Here is a 17,575-nt window from a genome sequence, read left to right as displayed (position 1 = left end):
TTTTTGATCAACGTGCTTCTTTTGGCGGCTGGCATACGTCGCATTTGCGCTGGTTGTTCTTGTTGAATTTCGTGAAGGTTTTTTCAAAGTTATTGCCGCACGAACATTTGAACAGCAGCTTCTGGGAAAATCCGTGGTATTCCGTTGACAGCAATTTGCTGTCCGAGTTTTTCTCTGTAAATTCTCTGATTTTATCGATCGTCCATCGTTTATTCATTTTCTTACACCTCTATAGTTTATTGGTAGGCGGTTCGCCATCCGTTCAATTCGAGCAAATGCCGGCATCATCCTAAGTTCTTCATTATAGCACGGATGCGCACAGAAGGAGAACCTAATCCAACTGTACAATTTCGGACCTGACTTCACGCTGCTGCACCGCTGTATACCCGGACTCCATTCGGCAATAAAAAAAGCACCGGCTTGTTGCACCGATGCTTTCTACTGTTAATTATTTTTTACAGGATGGTAGTAGACATGTTCCGTGTAATCGGTAATGATTCCATCTACATTTAAATCGAATAGGCGCAAGGCTTGTTCCTGGGTTCTTGAAGTGTATGGGTAAATCTTCATCTCCGCTTCGTGGACATCGCTGACCAGTTCATCCGTTACAATGCTCATCGTCGGATTGAAAAAATCGGCATACGTAGCGAACTGAGCCAGTTGTTCTTCCGTTACATTCTTCCAGCCCGCTCCTACTAGAACGCCGTGAGGAAGATTCGGCAGCAGCTCTTTGGATTTCTTCATGGATTCGTGGTTAAAGGATTGCAGGATGACTTTTCCGTTGTTCGAAAGATGCATGTTTCTTTCCATCAACGCATCCGCAATTTTCTTCTCCATTCCTGGATAAAGCTCCGGCGCTTTCAACTCGATTAAAATGCCGACTTTCCCGCGAAACGCATCGATTACTTCCTCAAAGGTCGGAACTTTCTCACCCGCGTAGGATTCGCTGAACCAACTGCCGGCATCCAGCTGCCTGATTTCCTCGAACGTTAAACTGCCGACTTTGCCCGTTCCATTTGTGGTGCGGTCAACCGTGGTGTCATGGATCACGACAAGCTCGCCGTCTTTGGTCATTTGAACGTCAATTTCAATGTAATCTGCCTTCATTTCGAAACCTTTTTGGAAAGCGCCCATCGTGTTTTCAGGTGCATGCCCCGAAGCGCCTCGGTGTGCGACGTTCACCATTTTTTGCTGTTCCTGCTTCGAAATCACTTTGCTCACTTCTCCGTGTTCAGCCGCAAGTACAGGTCCGCTGAAAGATGCTGCTGCCAGGCTTACTACTAAAATTGTCACGATCCGTTTCATTTAACCACTCCTTATTTGATGTCTCCCTTATTATAGGAAGTGAATATGGAGTGGATATTAATTAACCATTAAGAAATGTAAATAAAATACATAATTTTTTGTAACAAATAATATAATTGGAATTTACTTGGCCTCTTGCATTCACATACAGCCGTAAAGTGTTAACTGTTCGACGGCTCTAACTTTGCAGACTGAAACTTCTCTTTTGCAATTCCAGTGAAAAAGGTCATGAACACCATGCCGACTACCAGCATCAGGACACTGCCGCCTAAGTAAGCGGAATCCATTTTAAACAAGACTTCATTTCTGAACCAGGACTGGAACGGCAACCCGAATCCTAACAATACGGCAAAAAACACAACTTTTACCGTCCAGCTCTTGCCTTTCATCTTCTTGATCGAATTATTTACAAAGAGACGCAAGAACGCGAGTGCCATCCCAATACCCCAGAAAATCAGCAGAAACACTTTAATGTCTTCATTGAATATAAAACCTTTGGCCAACATACCGACTCCAATCAAAAACGCAACAATCATCGCTATATATGATTTCTTCATCTTTATCACCCATTCCGCAGATTCCACTCAACACTCTGTTGATTGGTATGGTTTAATTTTATGCCCCTGCTATAATGAAAGCAATAAACAGAATAGGCGTGACTGTTCAGTGGTCCGGAGGGAATCAAATGGCTTCGATTTACGACGAAATGGTTGAAAAGACAAAAGAGAAAATCCAGCAAAGCTTCCTGCAGCTTTTAAAGGAAAAGAACTTCATGAAAGTGTCGGTGCGGGATATCACTGAGGCAGCAGAAATCAACAGAGGCACTTTTTACCTGCATTACTTGGACAAATACGATTTGCTGGACCAAATGGAAGAAGGCTTGCTTCTGGACCTCGAAAAGCATTTGGAACGGCTCAAGCCGGACGTACTGCTGGAAGAAGCAGAAAAAGGCAATATCTCGATGCACGCGGTGGAAGTGTTCCGTTATATTCAGATGAACGCCGAACGCTTTCAAGTCTTCCTGGGGGAAAACAACCACATCGGTTTTCACAAACGGCTCAAGCAATTTTTCGTCGAGCACTTTATGGATAAAATGATGAAAAACGAAAACTTTTTCAAAGGCGTGGCTGTACCACAAGATTACCTGTCTTCGTTCGCCACATCCGCTTTCCTTGGCTTGATCGAACAATGGCTCGAAAACGGGCTGGCCGAGACGCCGAGTGAAATGGCGGAAATGTATATCCAAATCATCTTCTTTATTAAGAATTTGTGATTCTTCCGGATCCATAAAAAAGGGAGTTATCCCAAAAGTAATTTGGGATAACTCCCTTTGCGACGAAGCTAGCGCAGCGATGCAGAGACAGGAGCAAAAGTATTACCACACCCTTTTTTAAAAGAAAGGGGCTGTCCAATAAGTCTATTATTCGACTTGTTGGACAGCCCCCTCTTGCTTATCTGCGCGTTTTGTCATGGCGGGAATCACGAGCCCCGTCAAGCCGTTCATCACCGGCTACTTCAAGTCCGGTTTCTTCTTTTACCGTAAAGAATGATTTAAAGACTAGGGCTGCAAGCGCTGCCCCGGCAAGAGGGGCGAGTAAGAACACCCATACCTGCGCCAGTGCATCGCCGCCAGCAAAAACGGCCGGAGCCAAGCTTCTTGCCGGGTTGACCGAGGTGCCCGTCAACGGGACGCCAATGATGTGCACCAGCGTCAGGGTTAAGCCGATGACAATTCCGCCCATATGCGAAGTTGCCTTGCTCGAAGTTACACCTAAAATAGCTAACACGAAGATAAAAGTAAGAATCACTTCGACGCCAAGCGCACCGATCAAGTTTAAGCCGACTGCACTCAATTCGCCGTAGCCGTTTGCCCCGTACCCTTCCAGGCTTGTAGAATTGGCAATGACGAAAGCAAGGAACGTGCTTCCTGCAAATGCACCCACTACTTGTGCAATGACATAGCCGCCAAATTCTTTAGTGGTTAAATTTCCAGACATCCAGACAGCTAACGAAACCGCCGGGTTCACGTGGCACCCTGAAATGTGGCCAATGGCATAAGCTGCTGCCACAATCGACAGACCGAAAGCAAGGGCAATGGCCGCTACTCCAAGAAATCCGGTGTCGGTCCCTCCTGTGTAACCGCCTAAAACCACCGCAGTGCCTGTCCCTAAGAACACTAAGATGAATGTACCGATAAATTCTGCCAAATACTTTTTCATGTTCTCTCTCCTTCCATAAATGGATTTTACGTTAAAAAGAAACTAAAAAGATATAAATTATCAGAACTTTCAAGTTATTATAGCATAACCATCATTTAATAAAAAATCATATCCTTTTTTTCAGAGCCATATAGAAGGCTAACACCCGCATAACTATTCGACGTTGGGGCAATTGCCCATCCAGTTTATTGCGGGGGAACGTTAAATATGATTTATGATTCGCATGCAGGGAAACTTTTAAAATTACGGATACAATGAAAAAATGAAAATAAAAAAAAAAGACCACTGCTCCACGTCATTGGGAAGCAGTGCTCTTTGTCATTTGAAGGCACTCATCAACATTGCTTATTTTTATTGGAAGCTTTGAAGCTTCGGAAAACGCAAAACAATTTCCGCGGCTAAAAAAACTTATACGTGTTCTTTCCCGCCTGCTTGGCACGATACAAAGCCTCATCTGCGTTTTTAAGCAGTGCATTTAAATCGGAGATGCCATCTTCTGTATACGTGACAATTCCAATGCTGGTGGAAAGCTCATACCCCGTATCCCAAGTACTTAAGCTGTCGAGCAATTGCTCCGCCCGCTGTTGCATTGTTTCCTTGCTGGATAGACTGGAGAAATGCACGACGAATTCATCGCCGCCTAACCGAACCGCAAAAGCTTCTTGATACTCCGCCACAAATTTCTGCAGCTTTAAAGCGACTTCTTTTAATGCCAAGTCCCCCGCATCATGGCCGTGGACATCGTTCACCTTTTTAAAACCATCCAGGTCAAGAAAGAAAATCACGCCTTCCGCTTTAGGATGATCTTCAAAAAAATTGGAAAGATAGCGTCTGTTGTAAAGGTCAGTCAAGGCATCTCGATAAGCAAAACGTTCAAGATTGAGGTAATAAGAAAACATCCGTACGATTCTCTGCAGCAGCCCGACGCTCTTCTCATCAAAATGGCTTTTTTCATCATGGATGGCGCATAAGGTTCCAAACCTTTCGCCATTTCCAAGCGAAATAGGAATTCCCAAGTAAGACCGGACATTGGCTTTTTCGAGCGCATTTCTTAAATCGTCCAGTCGGTGCTCTTCCCGCACATCTTCAAAAATTGCCGGCTGATTTTTTTCAAAATCCACAAAGCTGCACAGCGATTGGTTAAGGTTTAATGTCATCCCTTCGCTCATCGGAATTTTTGACTTTTCGCTCGAAAGTTTTAAAATGATTTGCTGCGTCCCGTTGATCGAACTCAAATAAAGCAATTGGTCAGGCAAAATCTCTTTTGCCAGATCCAGGACATCCCTGGACAGCTCTTCAAAATTCGCATACATCTGAAGTTCTTGAAATGTCATCCCCATAAAGCACCTCATCTACATCATCTTTAATTCACCAATAATTTTGCATGTCATTTTTCGGAAATTCAATATAATTTTTATTCCCTAAAGTTTAACATAGGAAACTAAGGGTTCTCCTTCTATTTGATGTATTTACTGGTGCCAAGGATTGCCCATGAAAACATCAAAAGTTTAATTTCCCAATAAAGACAGAACGCCAGATGGTTGGCACTCAACGAGTGTGTTCATCCACAGGTCTATCTCTATAAATATTGGTATTCGAAATGGGGCATCAAACTCAATAAGCCACCCAGCTTAAGCCAGTCGTCCCTTCTCCGGCATGTACTCCAACGCACACACTAAGCTGAACCACCTGGACTTTTAGGTCTGGAAACTCCCGCAAGAGCTCATTCTTCCAGCTTTCTGCATCAGCGGCATTATTGCAGTGATTAACCGCCACTTCGGGCACGCTGCCCGCCGCCATATCTGTACGGAGTGCATCCATGACCGAGTTTTTTGCCCGCTTGTTCGAGCGGACCTTCTCTTTCATGACTGTTTTGCCGTCTTCAAACGTGATGACCAATTTGATGTTTAGGATATTGCTCAAAAATGCCTGCGTCCCGGACACACGCCCGCTTTTATGCAATTGGTTCAGGCTTGATGGAATAAAGGACAGATGGGAATTTGCCGCCATACTTTTAAGTGTTGCGACAACTGCCTCTACCTCATTGCCCTCTGAAAACAGCTTAGACCCAGTCTCAATCATCTTCACCATTGGAAATGATCCAATCAGTGAGTCAATCGGATAGACTTTAAAATTCGCTATCTCTGCAGCAGATTGTGCCGTCGCAAATGTGCCCGAAAGTCCGCTGGATAAATGCAAAGCAATCGCAAAATCGTATCCTTCCGACTGCAGTTTTTCATACAAGGAAAGCATCTCGCCGATTGCAGGCTGCGATGTTTTAGGCGACACTTTCGCCAAGCGCAATTTACTGTAAAATTCCTCTTGTGTCAGATCGATCGATTCCTTGTATTCACCGTCCCCAAAAATGACGCTAAGAGGCAGAACATACACGTCATGCTTTTCGATGAATGCTTCATCCAGCTGCGCTGCTGTGTCCGTAATCCAAGCTATTTTCTTCATGAATAAATTCTCCTTTAAATGCAATTCCGTATCGGAAGCAGCTTTCTGCTACGGATAATTTACCTGAGGAAGCAAGGGGGCGCCTAGTGACAGGTGTCACATAAGCTCAATCTTTTGAAAGCGCAGACATAATTTGAACTTATCTTACTTATCCATCCGTCAGCAATATAAAAAGCCTTACACCGATTTCTTGAAATGGTGTAAGGCTTTCTCGATTGGGTTGACCTAAACGGCAAACAAAACACTCCCGGTTTAATGAAGAACCTAATTAGACTCTTCATGGAAGCCTGCTTTATTCAACGAACAGCAATTCGTTGCTCGAACGCCTGAAGCAATGCCCGCACTTCGTCCGTCGAATCCGTTTTCAGCAATTGATTTCTCAATTCATCGGCGTCCGGGATTTCACTGACATAAATCTTGAAGAAACGGCGCAGCGGCCGGAACGGCAGCGGCTCTTCTTCAGTGGAATATTTGTCATGCAAATCCAGGTGCAGCTTTAACAGGTCCAGCATTTCTTTAGAGCTGTGCTCGCGCGGCTCTTTTTCAAAGGCGAACGGATTCTGGAAAATCCCACGGCCGATCATAACACCGTCAATGCCGTATTTTTCGGCAAGTTCCACACCGGTTTGGTAATCCGGAATATCTCCGTTAATCGTCAATAAGGTATGAGGCGCTACTTCGTCCCGGAGCTTCTTAATTTCCGGAATCAGTTCCCAGTGCGCCGGGACAGCGCTCATTTCTTTCTTGGTGCGCAGGTGGATCGATAAATTGGCGATATCCTGTTCCAAGACATGGGTCAGCCAGCCTTTCCACTCCTCGACATCCGTATAGCCAAGCCGCGTCTTTACACTGACTGGTAAACCGCCCGCTTTGGCGGCCTGGATGACTTCCGCCGCATTGTCGGGATAGCGGATCATGCCGCTTCCTTTGCCTTTCGCAGCCACGTTCCCTACCGGACAGCCCATATTGATGTCGATGCCTTTAAAGCCCCGCTTCGCCATTCCGATGCTCATCTCCCGGAATTGCTCAGGAATGTTTCCCCATATATGCGCGACAATTGGCTGTTCATCTTCTTCAAACGTTAAGCGCCCTTCTTCACTGAAAACCCCGTCCGGGTTGCAGTAGCTTTCCGTATTCGTAAACTCCGTAAAAAACACATCCGGCCGAGCCGCTTTCGCCACCACTTTGCGAAACACCACATTCGTGACTTCTTCCATTGGCGCCAGAATAAAAAACGGCCGCGGCAAATCGAGCCAAAAATTCTCTGTCATCTCTAACTTCCAATCCTTTCGTTGCGGGACGAAGAATGAGCCCTTCATCCAATCATCTTCTCTGCATCTATCTTCAAAATAAAAATATCAATTTTCGTTGTGCTGCCACTTTATTTCCCATTAACTTTAACTAGTTTACATGACTCGTGCGATTGTGGAAAGCGGCGCGATTTGTCCATCGATGTATAGCTGCAGTTTGAGTAAGCAAAAAATTTCATTTCTATATATCGCTGGTTTTGCGATATCAAGTATACTGGAAGAAATAGGATTTCACGATGAATACTCTTAATAAAGAGATTTGCTGCAGCAGAATTTATAAAGGAAACGGAGTGCTGATCATGGAGATTGAGAAAAAGAAAAAGAAACTAAGAGACAATTGGTTTGTGGAATTATTCACGGAGTTTAGTTTCACATTAGTTTTTGAAATCATATTTAGTATCATCTGGAATGTTCTTTTATTCATCCCAAGATTGCTGCTGCGCTTCTTTAGCCATGTAAATTAAAGCATCATTTTTAGGCATCCCCCTCTGCCTCCTGTAATGAATGCATAGGGGGAGTCTTTTTTTACTCAACAATATTTACCGACACAATCTCATCTGGATTTAATGTTCGGTCTTTAAATGGATCTGCATAAGTAAGGATGCAGGCATCCCGATCAATACTTAAAATCGTGCCATAGTGCCTGGTCACTTTGCCTTCCTTCCACGTATGGATAATGACATTGCATCGGCGTTTAAGGGCCGATTCCAATTCTTCCTCGATCAGCTGCAGGTCATAAGCGTCCAATTTCGGTTGAGGCATTGGTTTATCTTCTTCCACTTCTTCACGCCGCATTTTTACAGGTTCATTTAACAACATGCCTTGCCACTTGATGGTTCCCCGGTCCTTAATGACCCTTAATTGTTGATTAATTTCCATCCCCATTGCCTCCTAATCTAAATAAGAACACTTGTTCCTATTCTATACCACCTCTTTTCCATTAACAATCCTATTTAAACAAATAAAAAGACAGCCATTTTATTGGCTATCTTTTTAGGATGAATTTCATTTATTTTTTGTGACACCACAAAACAAAAAAACCGAAAACCTCGGTTTGCCGAGGTTTTCGGGATGTATATTACATCATGCCGCCCATACCGCCCATATCAGGCATTCCGCCCATTGGTGCTGCTGGTTCTGGGATGTCTGCAACAACTGCTTCAGTTGTCAGGAACATAGCCGCAACAGAAGCTGCGTTTTGTAGTGCTGAACGCGTCACTTTCGTTGGGTCAACGATTCCTTCTGCAAGCATGTTGACCCATTGGCCGTTAGCTGCGTTGAAGCCGATGCCGACTTCTTCTGATTTCAGGCGGTGAACGATGATCGATCCTTCAAGGCCTGCGTTTGTTGCGATTTGGCGAACCGGCTCTTCCAAAGCACGAAGAACGATGTTAACGCCTGTAGCAATGTCGCCTTCTTGTGTTTCAAGAAGTTCAGCTACTTTGTTGTATACGTTGACAAGCGCAGTACCGCCGCCGGCAACGATGCCTTCTTCAACTGCTGCGCGAGTTGCGTTCAATGCATCTTCAATGCGAAGTTTGCGTTCTTTCAACTCAGTTTCAGTAGCTGCTCCGACTTTGATGACTGCAACGCCGCCCGCAAGTTTTGCCAGACGCTCCTGCAATTTCTCTTTATCAAATTCAGAAGTTGTTTCTTCCAATTGGCTGCGGATTTGCGATACGCGAGCCACAATGTTCTTCTGGTCTCCGGCACCTTCAACGATGGTGGTGTTTTCTTTCGAAACAACCACTTTAGAAGCGCGGCCAAGTTGTGTGATGTTCGTTGATTTCAGCTCAAGGCCAAGATCTTCCGTGATCACTTCAGCGCCAGTCAATGTTGCAATGTCTTCAAGCATCGCTTTGCGGCGGTCACCGAATCCAGGAGCTTTAACAGCCACTGCATTGAATGTTCCACGCAATTTGTTCACTACTAATGTAGCAAGGGCTTCGCCTTCAACGTCTTCCGCAACGATCAACAGCGGTTTGCTTTGTTGTACAACCTGCTCCAACACAGGAAGAATTTCCTGAATGTTGCCGATTTTCTTATCTGTTACCAAGATGAATGGGTTGTCCAGGACAGCTTCCATTTTCTCGGAATCCGTTACCATGTAAGGAGACTGGTATCCGCGGTCGAATTGCATCCCTTCGACTACATCCAGTTCAGTTGTGAAGCCGCGTGATTCTTCCAAAGTGATAACGCCGTCGTTGCCAACGCGCTCCATTGCTTCAGCGATCAAGTTTCCGACTTCAGCGTCTCCAGAAGAAATCGCTGCAACTTGCGCAATCGATTCTTTGCCTTCGATTTGCTGGGAAACAGCTTTCAAGCCTTCAACAGCGCTTTCTACAGCCATTTCAATCCCGCGGCGGATGCCGACAGGGTTAGCGCCTGCAGTTACGTTCTTCAAGCCTTCACGGATCATAGCTTGCGCCAGAACCGTTGCAGTTGTCGTACCGTCACCTGCGATGTCGTTCGTTTTAGAAGCGACTTCAGCTACCAATTTCGCACCCATGTTTTCAAATGCATTTTCAAGCTCGATTTCTTTTGCAATCGTCACACCGTCGTTGGTGATAAGAGGTGAACCGAATTTCTTCTCAAGTACCACGTTGCGCCCTTTTGGCCCAAGCGTCACTTTTACTGCATCTGCTAATTTATCAACACCAGCAGCCATCAAACTGCGTGCATCTTCGCTGAATTTAATTTCTTTAGCCATGAATAGTTTCCTCCTCTATATTAATTACCAAGTATTTTAAGTCATGATATGGAGCAAAACAGCGGAGACTCCCGCGGGAAAGCAAAGCTGTTTTGCGGAATATCAACTTCTATTTTTAGCCCAATACCGCTAAAATATCGTTTTCGCGTAAGATCAAATATTCTTTGCCTTCATATTTAAGTTCAGTGCCTGCGTATTTTGAGAAGATAATCCGGTCGCCTTCTTGGACTTCCAGTTCAGTGCGCTGTCCATTGTCACGGATAACTCCATTACCTACAGCGATCACTTTGCCTTCCTGCGGTTTTTCCTGTGCCGAACCCGGCAATACGATTCCGCTTGAAGTCTTTTCTTCTGCTTCGATAAGCTCAATAATAACGCGATCTCCTAATGGTCTTAACAATTGAAACACCCTCCTCAGATTATCTAAATATTCCACATTAGCACTCTAACACCTAGAGTGCTAACCCACTTCTCAGTTTAATAAAATCCATTGCCGTTTGCAAGTCTAAACATTCACTTTTTTTTATTCTTTGCGGTTCCGATTTGAAACCTCTACAATGAAAGTAATCTGTTAAACGAAAGGAAATCCGCTTTATGAAAATGAATATTAAAGCAAAAGCCGATACAGGCCGCTCCAAGTACAGTGTCAAAGCGAGCCGAAAAGGCAAAAGAACGCCGCTTTATATCCTGTTGATTTTTATCGCTGTGCAGCTTGCACCGATTTTATTTATAACACCGACACTTAATTATTTCCGCGGCCAAGGCATGGACCAAGCGACAGCGGCCGCCAGCACTTCCGGTTGGCTGATTGTCTGGACGATGGGCATCGGGTTTATTGCAGCGATGATCCTTATTCTCCGGGACAAGCAATTCTTCAATATTTGGAAAGGCAAAAAAGCCGGTTTGCTTGAAGCAATCGGCTGGGGTATACTCGGCTTTTTCCTTGTCTACTTCGCCCAAATCATCGCGGCGCTGATAGAAGTAGAATTGTTCGGCATCGCTCCGGGATCTCAAAATACCGCATCCATCACCAAATTGGTTGAAGTCGTCCCGTGGGCGCTTCTGGCGGTTGTCTTTTTTGGACCCGTACTGGAAGAGCTTGTGTTCCGCCGGGTGGTATTCGGTTCCTTGAACCAGACCACCAATTTCTTTCTCGCCACCGCGGTCAGCGCGCTCGTGTTCGCCGCTGTGCACTTGGAATTCAGCCATTTGCTGATTTACTTCTCGACCGGCCTTGTGCTCGCTTTCCTTTACCAGAAAACGAAGCGGATCATTACGCCGATCATAGCCCACGTGATGCTCAACGGCTTTGTCATGATTGCGCAATTAAACATGGAAAAACTCGAAAATTTCCTGAAACAGCTTGAACAGATGCAGTGAAAAAACTCGCCAATAAAAAAACCTTCCCCGAACTCGTTTCGGCGGAAGGTTTTTTCAATGCTGTTTGATTTGGTAGATCAAGGTCTGCAGTTCGACCGATAAATCGATGGTCTGCACGCGGATGTGGTCCGGCACTGAAATGCGGACAGGCGTAAAGTTTAAGATGCCTTTAATGTTCGTTTTCGCCAAGCGGTCCGTAACTTCCTGGGCCGAGCGCGAAGGAACCGTCAAAATCACCAGTTCAATCCCGTATTCCTCGATTTTCTCTTCGATCCGGTCGGGATGGAATGTATCGATTTCGCTGATTTTCTCGCCTTCAAGAGGTGAATTCGAATCGAACGCCAGCACGATTTTCGTGTTGTGATTGCGCTGGAAATTATACTTTAAAAATGCGCTTCCCAAGTTCCCGACGCCGATCAGCGCCACATTGGTCGCTTCATCCTGGTCGAGTGTTTTGCGGAAAAACGCCAATAAGTCCTGAACGTCATAGCCGTACCCTTTTTTGCCCAGTGCACCTAAATGGGAAAAGTCGCGGCGTATTGTGGCCGAATCGATTTTCATCGCTTCACTTAATTCCTGCGAAGAAATCCGTTTTTGCCCGGCATTCGCGAAATTCTGGAGGAAGCGGTAATAAAGCGGCAACCGTTTCGTAGTGGCTTGTGGAATTTTTGATGGTTCGTGTAACATGCAACGTTACCTCCTGCGGTCGTCTAAAAACTCATTGGGGATTCTCTTTTTCCCCGCGTCTATGAATGCTGAATCAAATCGATTTTATCTTACCTGAGGCGGCTCGATATGTAAAGCTGGCTTGATTGCGAACAATACGCCCATCAGCTACACTTAAGAGGAATAGAGGTGACCCACATGATTGTATTACAAGTTAACCAAGTCCATAAATCGTTCGGCGCCGATGAGATTCTCGCCGGCGTCAAACTGGAAGTCCAACACCGCGACCGCGTTGCACTCGTGGGCCGCAACGGCGCAGGAAAGTCGACTTTGCTGAAGATCATTTCCGGTGAAATGTCATACGATAGCGGCGATATCATCATGCCGAAAGATCTGACCATCGGTTATTTGGAACAGCAAACCGACCTCGAATCGGAAGCGACCATCTGGGACGAAATGATGACGATTTTTAGTCATTTCCGTGAACAGGAAGCAAAACTCCGGGAACTGGAAGCTCAAATGGCCGATCCAGCTGTCTACGACGATGCCGTCCAATACGAAAAAGTCATGAAAGAATACGATACTTTGCAGCATGATTTCAAGGATGCGGGCGGCTACCAGTTTGAAGCCGATACACGCGCCATTCTCCACGGCATGAAATTTTATCCGGAAGACTACGATAAAAAAGTGGTGTCGTTATCCGGCGGCCAGAAAACACGCCTGATGCTGGCGAAGCTTTTACTTAGCAAACCCCAGCTCCTAATTCTCGATGAGCCGACGAACCACTTGGATATTGAAACGCTGAGCTGGCTTGAGAACTACTTGAAGAACTACCCGGGTGCGATTCTCATCGTTTCGCATGACCGCTACTTCCTCGATCAAGTCGTAACGCTTGTCTACGAAGTATCGCGCCACCGCGTTAAAAAGTACACAGGCAACTACAGCCGCTACCTCGACGAAAAAGCGAAACAATACGAACTCGACTTAAAGCAGTTTGAGAAGCAGCAAAGCGAAAAAGCGAAGCTCGAAGATTATGTCCAGCGCAACCTTGTCCGGGCTTCCACTACCAAAATGGCGCAAAGCCGCCGGCGGGTGCTTGAGAAAACCGACTGGATGGATGCTCCGGACGGCGACGAGAAATCCGCCCGCTTCGGTTTCACCATTGCAAAGCAAAGCGGCAACGACGTGCTGAATGTCCAGTCGCTCGCCATTGGCTACGGCGGCCAGCCCGTTTCGCAAAACATCGTTATGAAATTGTACCGCCAGGACAGCCTGGCGCTTGTCGGCCCTAACGGCGTCGGCAAGTCGACTTTGCTGAAAACCATCATGAAAGAGTTAGAGCCGCTTGCCGGAACCATCCACTACGGCACCGGCATCCAGTTCGGCTACTACGACCAGGAACAAGCCAACTTAAAAGGCAATAAGCTTGTTCTGAATGAATTATGGGATGACTATCCGCACGTTAACGAAAAAGACATCCGCGGCATTCTGGGCCGCTTCCTGTTTACCGGAGACGACGTATTAAAACCGATTTCTACACTGTCAGGCGGCGAAAAAGCCCGTGTGGCACTCGCTAAGCTGATGATGCAAAAAGCCAATGTGCTGCTTTTGGATGAGCCGACCAACCACTTGGACCTCGACAGCAAAGAAGTGCTGGAAAACGCCCTGCTCGATTATCCGGGCACTATTCTTTTCGTTTCCCACGACCGTTACTTCATGAACCGCCTGTCGACAAAAGTCGTGGAATTGACCCGTGACGGCACGACCGAGTATTTGGGCAACTACGACTATTACGTGGAAAAGAAACTGGAGACCGAAGAGCTGCAGGCATTGGAAGATGCAGAAAAAGCAACCGTCACAAAGACAGTTCCCGTTGCCACCACCTCCCAGATCAACAAAGAAGCTAAAAAACTGGAACGCCAGCTGCTGCGCCAATCCGAAGAAACCGAACAGGAAATGGAGCAGCTCGATCAGCAAATCGCCGAAGTCGAGGAATTGCTGTGCCAGCCTGAAATTTTCCAGGACCACGAGAAGGTCTTGCCGCTCCAAAGCCAGTTGGACGAGCTGAAAGAAGCGCACGAAGAAAAAATGTTATTTTGGCTCGAATTGCAAGAAAAGCTTGAAAAAGTCCACAGTTAACCGCATACTATTGTATGCGGTTTTTCTTTTTCTATATATAGGTCAATACCTTTTCCGTAAATTTTTGTTTCCACAAAGTTGCGCACATGTCTCCTCTTATTAAATCAACTATCAACAGGCTTTTCCACATTATCCACAGGCAATTTAATTATTGTCCACAAAGTTTTCCCCTAACTAGTACACAAGATATAGAAATAAGGGTGTTTTTCAGAAAGTTATGAACATGTTATGCACAAATTGTGCATAAGTACAAATGTTCTCTATTGACAACGAACGGATTTTTTGTGTAATAAATAATCTGAAAACAGAAAAAAAGCGCAGTTGGCATTCCTTTTCAGGAAGCAACTGCGCTTTTTTTGAACTTTAATAGTTTATTGAGACAGATCGGCTTTCCACAGGGCAAATAATTTTATCCCCAGGAAGACAAGACCATTCCTGGCCGGCCGTTCATCGCCATATTTCCTGTAAGGCCTTTTTCGAACATGACGGTGCCAGCTGCTGCAATCATAGCTGCGTTATCCGTACACAAGGAAAGAGGCGGGATGAAGAACGGAATGCCTTGCTGTTCAAACGCTCCGGATAGAGACGTTCTGAGCCCTTTGTTGGCAGCCACGCCCCCTGCTGCGATGACTTGGCGCACCTTGTACTCTTTTGCAGCACGCAGCGCTTTCGCTGTTACCACTTCGACGACACTGTTTTGAAACCCGGCAGCGACGTGCTCAGGCAGAACCACTTCTCCGCGCTGCTTGGCATTGTGCATATAATTCAGCACAGCAGATTTTAAACCGCTGAAACTGAAATCATACGATCCTTCTTCAAGCCATACCCGCGGAAAATCAATGGCACCGTCGCTGGCGTGCGCCAAGCGGTCAATATGGGGCCCGCCTGGATAAGGCAGATTCAAGGTTCTTGCCACTTTGTCATACGCTTCCCCTGCTGCATCATCACGCGTTTCCCCGATCACTTCAAAACTGCCATGTTCTTTCATATAGACCAGTTCCGTATGGCCGCCGGAAATGACTAAGGCAAGCAAAGGAAATTCCATTTCCTGCTCTAAGCGGTTGGCATAGATATGCCCGGCGATATGATGGACGCCGACAAGCGGCAGGCTGTTGGCAAACGCAAATGCCTTTGCTGCATTAACGCCGATCAACAATGCACCGACCAATCCCGGCCCTTCCGTTACTGCTACTGCATCCAGCTCTTGCGGCTCCATCTGAGCGCGCTGAAGCGCTTCTTCGATTACCAGTGTAATCTGTTCCACATGATGGCGTGAAGCGATTTCAGGCACCACTCCGCCAAAGCGTTTATGGCTGTCGATTTGTGAAGCTACGACATTTGAAATGATTTCCCGTCCATTTTTCACAATGGAAGCGGCTGTTTCGTCGCAGCTGGTTTCAATTCCCAATACATAAATATCTTTACTCATTAAAATTCACCCACATCACTATGGCATCTTCCAGGTTATCGGTATAATACCGTTTCCGGATGCCACCATTTTGAAATCCTAATTTCCGGTACAGATTTTGCGCCACATGATTGCTGACTCTCGCTTCTAAGGTCATCAGCACCGCGCCGTGCGCTTTTGCAATCTCTATCGCTGCCCGCATCAAGCGTTCGCCTAATTTTTTGCCGCGTTGGTCTGGAAGGATCGCAATATTCGTCACATGGCTTTCATCTATGATGAGCCACATCCCGCAATAGCCGACAATTCCTTTTTCGGTTTCCGCAACCACGTAATAGGCGTTTTCGTTATGCAGCATTTCATAGTAAAACGATTCTTTTGTCCAAGGCAAGGTAAACGAAAGTTTTTCAATTTCGTACACTTCATCAATGTCTTTTACCGTCATTTTGCGGAAAATCACATCTTCGCTCATGAGTTTTGCCCTTCCTGGCTTTTGATATAATTCGCTTCAGCTTCCGTAATGCGTTGATACTCCGGAACGGCGTGATGGATATCTGCTGCCGGAACTTCTTTCGCCAGCATGATCAGATTCACAGCACGCGGCAAACGGTTTTGAGGCGCCGTGAAAAATGCCCGGCTGCCCAATACTTCCCGAATGGTTTCTTCGTGGATGGAAACATCAATCCCTGTAAACAATACCGGTTTGCCCAATGCTTCGGCTTTTATTAAAAACTCCTTGAAATGGCTGTGCTGATCCTCAATGACCGGCTCCAGGGTTTCCCCGTCGTATAACGCAGTAAAAGCCGTGCCGCGGCGCGCATCCATAACCGGACAAATCAGCCCGTCAAAATACTGGCCGTTTGCTGCCAGTACTTTTAAACTTGAAACCATATGCAAAGGCAATTTTAATGACCAGGCAAGCGTCTTGGCAATGGTCAGGCCAATGCGGACGCCGGTGTAAGAACCCGGTCCTTCAGCCACCGCAATATGGGTTAAATCTTTCGGAGCAATTTTGGCCTTCTTCATCATTTCTTCAATAGCCGGCATGGCTGTCAACGAATGATTGATTTTTAAGTTGGTGATTTCCTCTATTAGAACGGTATCGTCTGACATCAGCGCAATGGCTGATGGAGAATTTGATGTATCGATGCCTAAATAAATCATGATAAGTTTAGCTCCTTGCACAAAGTTTCATAACGGCTGCCAATGGGATGAAGCTCAATGCTCCGGCTCTCTTCAGCCTGCCGGGTAATGATGATTTCCAGCCGTTCTTTCGGTAAGTACTCGTCAATAAAGGAGGCCCATTCAACCACGGAAACTGCTTCGCTTTCGAAAAGCTCTTCAAAACCGATATCTTCATCGCTGTTTTCTAAACGATAGACATCAAAATGGTTTAGATCCAAGTCCCCTTCATATTGCTTTAAGATCGTAAACGTCGGGCTATTCACCATCCGTTCAATTCCGAGCCCTTTGGCGAGCCCTTTTGTGAACGTCGTCTTTCCGGCGCCCAGGTCTCCTTCCAATGTCAAAAGGTCCTGCGGCTGCAGAAAGCCCGCAAGTTTGGCTGCAAATTCTTCCGTTTCTTCTGGAGAATTAACTTCTATTGTATACATCATTTAGCGTGTCACCTCGTTTGAGTCTTAACATAGTTTAGCGAAGAAATAGCAGTAAATCAAAATATCTTTCTTCAAAAGCCCATTTGGCATAAGAACCCATTATTATTTTCTGATTAGCGATAGAAACACAAAAAAAATAAACACAGCGGGATCGCTGTGTTTATTCTTGAAATACGGTCCCGACCGGGATCGAACCGGCGATCTCCTGCGTGACAGGCAGGCATGTTAACCGCTACACCACGGGACCAAAAAAAAACAGACCAGCGACGTCCTACTCTCACAGGGGGAAACCCCCAACTACCATCGGCGCAAAAGAGCTTAACTTCCGTGTTCGGGATGGGAACGGGTGTGGCCTCTTTGCCATC

General features: G+C 46.0%; 18 protein-coding genes, 1 tRNA gene and 1 rRNA gene. 3 read left to right on the top strand and 17 right to left on the bottom strand.

All coding sequences use genetic code 11. The features are described 5' to 3' along the window. Positions 1-7: 7 nt before the first annotated feature. From BLQ32_RS08045 to BLQ32_RS08035, 3 genes are all read right to left on the bottom strand, one after another. Positions 8-217, bottom strand: a complete 210-nt coding sequence (locus BLQ32_RS08045; protein ID WP_036802011.1) for a hypothetical protein — start codon at positions 215-217, stop codon at positions 8-10. A gap of 227 nt (positions 218-444) precedes the next feature. Further along, positions 445-1,305, bottom strand: coding sequence for a glycerophosphodiester phosphodiesterase (locus BLQ32_RS08040; protein WP_074509944.1), 861 nt, complete (start codon positions 1,303-1,305; stop codon positions 445-447). A 161-nt stretch (positions 1,306-1,466) separates the two neighbouring features. Next, a complete protein-coding gene (locus tag BLQ32_RS08035) occupies positions 1,467-1,862 on the bottom strand; it encodes an MFS transporter permease (protein ID WP_074509943.1) in 396 nt (131 codons plus the stop codon). Positions 1,863-1,990: 128 nt separating this feature from the next. Between BLQ32_RS08035 and BLQ32_RS08030 the strand changes: the two genes are divergently transcribed. Further along, complete coding sequence (locus BLQ32_RS08030) at positions 1,991-2,578, top strand: TetR/AcrR family transcriptional regulator (protein WP_074509942.1); 588 nt, start codon at positions 1,991-1,993, stop codon at positions 2,576-2,578. A gap of 178 nt (positions 2,579-2,756) precedes the next feature. On the opposite strand, the gene BLQ32_RS08025 is transcribed toward BLQ32_RS08030, so the two are convergent. From BLQ32_RS08025 to groES, 7 genes are all read right to left on the bottom strand, one after another. Further along, the gene (locus tag BLQ32_RS08025; RefSeq protein WP_074509941.1) at positions 2,757-3,524 is read right to left on the bottom strand and encodes an aquaporin; all 768 of its coding nucleotides are present in this window, start codon (positions 3,522-3,524) and stop codon (positions 2,757-2,759) included. A 398-nt stretch (positions 3,525-3,922) separates the two neighbouring features. After that, positions 3,923-4,864 carry a sensor domain-containing diguanylate cyclase gene (locus BLQ32_RS08020; protein WP_074509940.1) on the bottom strand — a complete coding sequence of 314 codons (942 nt, stop codon included), beginning with the start codon at positions 4,862-4,864 and terminating at the stop codon, positions 3,923-3,925. 274 nt (positions 4,865-5,138) lie between these two features. After that, complete coding sequence (locus BLQ32_RS08015) at positions 5,139-5,984, bottom strand: DegV family protein (RefSeq protein ID WP_074509939.1); 846 nt, start codon at positions 5,982-5,984, stop codon at positions 5,139-5,141. A gap of 296 nt (positions 5,985-6,280) precedes the next feature. Continuing rightward, positions 6,281-7,255, bottom strand: a complete 975-nt coding sequence (locus BLQ32_RS08010) for a tRNA dihydrouridine synthase (RefSeq protein WP_074509937.1) — start codon at positions 7,253-7,255, stop codon at positions 6,281-6,283. Positions 7,256-7,819: 564 nt separating this feature from the next. After that, a complete protein-coding gene (locus BLQ32_RS08000; RefSeq protein ID WP_074509936.1) occupies positions 7,820-8,173 on the bottom strand; it encodes a YolD-like family protein in 354 nt (117 codons plus the stop codon). Between the two features lie 199 nt (positions 8,174-8,372). Next, positions 8,373-10,004, bottom strand: coding sequence for a chaperonin GroEL (gene groL, locus BLQ32_RS07995; RefSeq protein ID WP_074509934.1), 1,632 nt, complete (start codon positions 10,002-10,004; stop codon positions 8,373-8,375). A 115-nt stretch (positions 10,005-10,119) separates the two neighbouring features. Then, entirely contained in the window at positions 10,120-10,404 is a 285-nt protein-coding gene (gene groES, locus BLQ32_RS07990) for a co-chaperone GroES (protein WP_036812147.1), read from the bottom strand. A gap of 194 nt (positions 10,405-10,598) precedes the next feature. On the opposite strand from groES, the gene BLQ32_RS07985 reads away from it, so the two are divergent. Then, positions 10,599-11,384: a CPBP family intramembrane glutamic endopeptidase gene (locus BLQ32_RS07985; protein WP_244890337.1), complete on the top strand. Its 786-nt coding sequence runs from the start codon at positions 10,599-10,601 to the stop codon at positions 11,382-11,384. A gap of 54 nt (positions 11,385-11,438) precedes the next feature. Here the strand turns inward: BLQ32_RS07985 and BLQ32_RS07980 are convergent, their stop codons facing one another. Then, the gene (locus tag BLQ32_RS07980) at positions 11,439-12,071 is read right to left on the bottom strand and encodes a redox-sensing transcriptional repressor Rex (protein ID WP_036812144.1); all 633 of its coding nucleotides are present in this window, start codon (positions 12,069-12,071) and stop codon (positions 11,439-11,441) included. Positions 12,072-12,248: 177 nt separating this feature from the next. Here BLQ32_RS07980 and BLQ32_RS07975 point away from each other — a divergent pair, with 177 nt between their 5' ends. Further along, positions 12,249-14,189, top strand: coding sequence for an ABC-F family ATP-binding cassette domain-containing protein (locus BLQ32_RS07975; RefSeq protein ID WP_074509932.1), 1,941 nt, complete (start codon positions 12,249-12,251; stop codon positions 14,187-14,189). A 409-nt stretch (positions 14,190-14,598) separates the two neighbouring features. Here BLQ32_RS07975 and tsaD read toward each other — a convergent pair whose 3' ends face one another. The 6 genes from tsaD to rrf form a co-directional block, all read right to left on the bottom strand. After that, entirely contained in the window at positions 14,599-15,618 is a 1,020-nt protein-coding gene (gene tsaD, locus BLQ32_RS07970) for a tRNA (adenosine(37)-N6)-threonylcarbamoyltransferase complex transferase subunit TsaD (protein WP_074509930.1), read from the bottom strand. Beyond that, the gene (gene rimI / locus BLQ32_RS07965; RefSeq protein ID WP_036812136.1) at positions 15,611-16,066 is read right to left on the bottom strand and encodes a ribosomal protein S18-alanine N-acetyltransferase; all 456 of its coding nucleotides are present in this window, start codon (positions 16,064-16,066) and stop codon (positions 15,611-15,613) included. The genes tsaD and rimI overlap by 8 nt, the downstream gene beginning before the upstream one ends. Beyond that, positions 16,063-16,758 (bottom strand): tRNA (adenosine(37)-N6)-threonylcarbamoyltransferase complex dimerization subunit type 1 TsaB, encoded by a 696-nt coding sequence (gene tsaB / locus BLQ32_RS07960; RefSeq protein ID WP_074509928.1) that lies wholly within the window; start codon positions 16,756-16,758, stop codon positions 16,063-16,065. The genes rimI and tsaB overlap by 4 nt, the downstream gene beginning before the upstream one ends. Further along, positions 16,755-17,210 (bottom strand): tRNA (adenosine(37)-N6)-threonylcarbamoyltransferase complex ATPase subunit type 1 TsaE, encoded by a 456-nt coding sequence (gene tsaE, locus BLQ32_RS07955; RefSeq protein WP_074509926.1) that lies wholly within the window; start codon positions 17,208-17,210, stop codon positions 16,755-16,757. Before tsaE ends, tsaB begins: the two co-directional genes overlap by 4 nt. Before the next feature lie 174 nt (positions 17,211-17,384). Further along, positions 17,385-17,457 (bottom strand) — tRNA-Asp (locus BLQ32_RS07950). A gap of 11 nt (positions 17,458-17,468) precedes the next feature. Beyond that, a 5S ribosomal RNA gene (gene rrf, locus BLQ32_RS07945) occupies positions 17,469-17,575 on the bottom strand; the annotation flags it as partial.

The sequence above is a fragment of the Planococcus glaciei genome (assembly GCF_900099655.1).
In the GTDB taxonomy this organism is placed as follows: Bacteria; Bacillota; Bacilli; order Bacillales_A; family Planococcaceae; genus Planococcus; species Planococcus glaciei.
Note: the sequence above shows the minus strand (reverse complement) of the source record. Positions and strands in the feature narration are given on the sequence as shown.

Bases quoted from the DNA above. Each gene is read 5' to 3' on its own strand.
- BLQ32_RS07975 (WP_074509932.1), top strand. From the start codon at position 12,249: ATGATTGTATTACAAGTTAACCAAGTCCATAAATCGTTCGGCGCCGAT.
- tsaD (WP_074509930.1), bottom strand. From the start codon at position 15,618: ATGAGTAAAGATATTTATGTATTGGGAATTGAAACCAGCTGCGACGAA.
- tsaB (WP_074509928.1), bottom strand. From the start codon at position 16,758: ATGATTTATTTAGGCATCGATACATCAAATTCTCCATCAGCCATTGCG.
- BLQ32_RS08040 (WP_074509944.1), bottom strand. From the start codon at position 1,305: ATGAAACGGATCGTGACAATTTTAGTAGTAAGCCTGGCAGCAGCATCT.
- BLQ32_RS07980 (WP_036812144.1), bottom strand. From the start codon at position 12,071: ATGTTACACGAACCATCAAAAATTCCACAAGCCACTACGAAACGGTTG.
- BLQ32_RS08015 (WP_074509939.1), bottom strand. From the start codon at position 5,984: ATGAAGAAAATAGCTTGGATTACGGACACAGCAGCGCAGCTGGATGAA.
- groL (WP_074509934.1), bottom strand. From the start codon at position 10,004: ATGGCTAAAGAAATTAAATTCAGCGAAGATGCACGCAGTTTGATGGCT.
- BLQ32_RS08045 (WP_036802011.1), bottom strand. From the start codon at position 217: ATGAATAAACGATGGACGATCGATAAAATCAGAGAATTTACAGAGAAA.
- rimI (WP_036812136.1), bottom strand. From the start codon at position 16,066: ATGAGCGAAGATGTGATTTTCCGCAAAATGACGGTAAAAGACATTGAT.
- BLQ32_RS08035 (WP_074509943.1), bottom strand. From the start codon at position 1,862: ATGAAGAAATCATATATAGCGATGATTGTTGCGTTTTTGATTGGAGTC.
- BLQ32_RS08025 (WP_074509941.1), bottom strand. From the start codon at position 3,524: ATGAAAAAGTATTTGGCAGAATTTATCGGTACATTCATCTTAGTGTTC.
- BLQ32_RS08020 (WP_074509940.1), bottom strand. From the start codon at position 4,864: ATGGGGATGACATTTCAAGAACTTCAGATGTATGCGAATTTTGAAGAG.
- BLQ32_RS07985 (WP_244890337.1), top strand. From the start codon at position 10,599: ATGAAAATGAATATTAAAGCAAAAGCCGATACAGGCCGCTCCAAGTAC.
- tsaE (WP_074509926.1), bottom strand. From the start codon at position 17,210: ATGATGTATACAATAGAAGTTAATTCTCCAGAAGAAACGGAAGAATTT.
- BLQ32_RS08000 (WP_074509936.1), bottom strand. From the start codon at position 8,173: ATGGAAATTAATCAACAATTAAGGGTCATTAAGGACCGGGGAACCATC.
- BLQ32_RS08030 (WP_074509942.1), top strand. From the start codon at position 1,991: ATGGCTTCGATTTACGACGAAATGGTTGAAAAGACAAAAGAGAAAATC.
- BLQ32_RS08010 (WP_074509937.1), bottom strand. From the start codon at position 7,255: ATGACAGAGAATTTTTGGCTCGATTTGCCGCGGCCGTTTTTTATTCTG.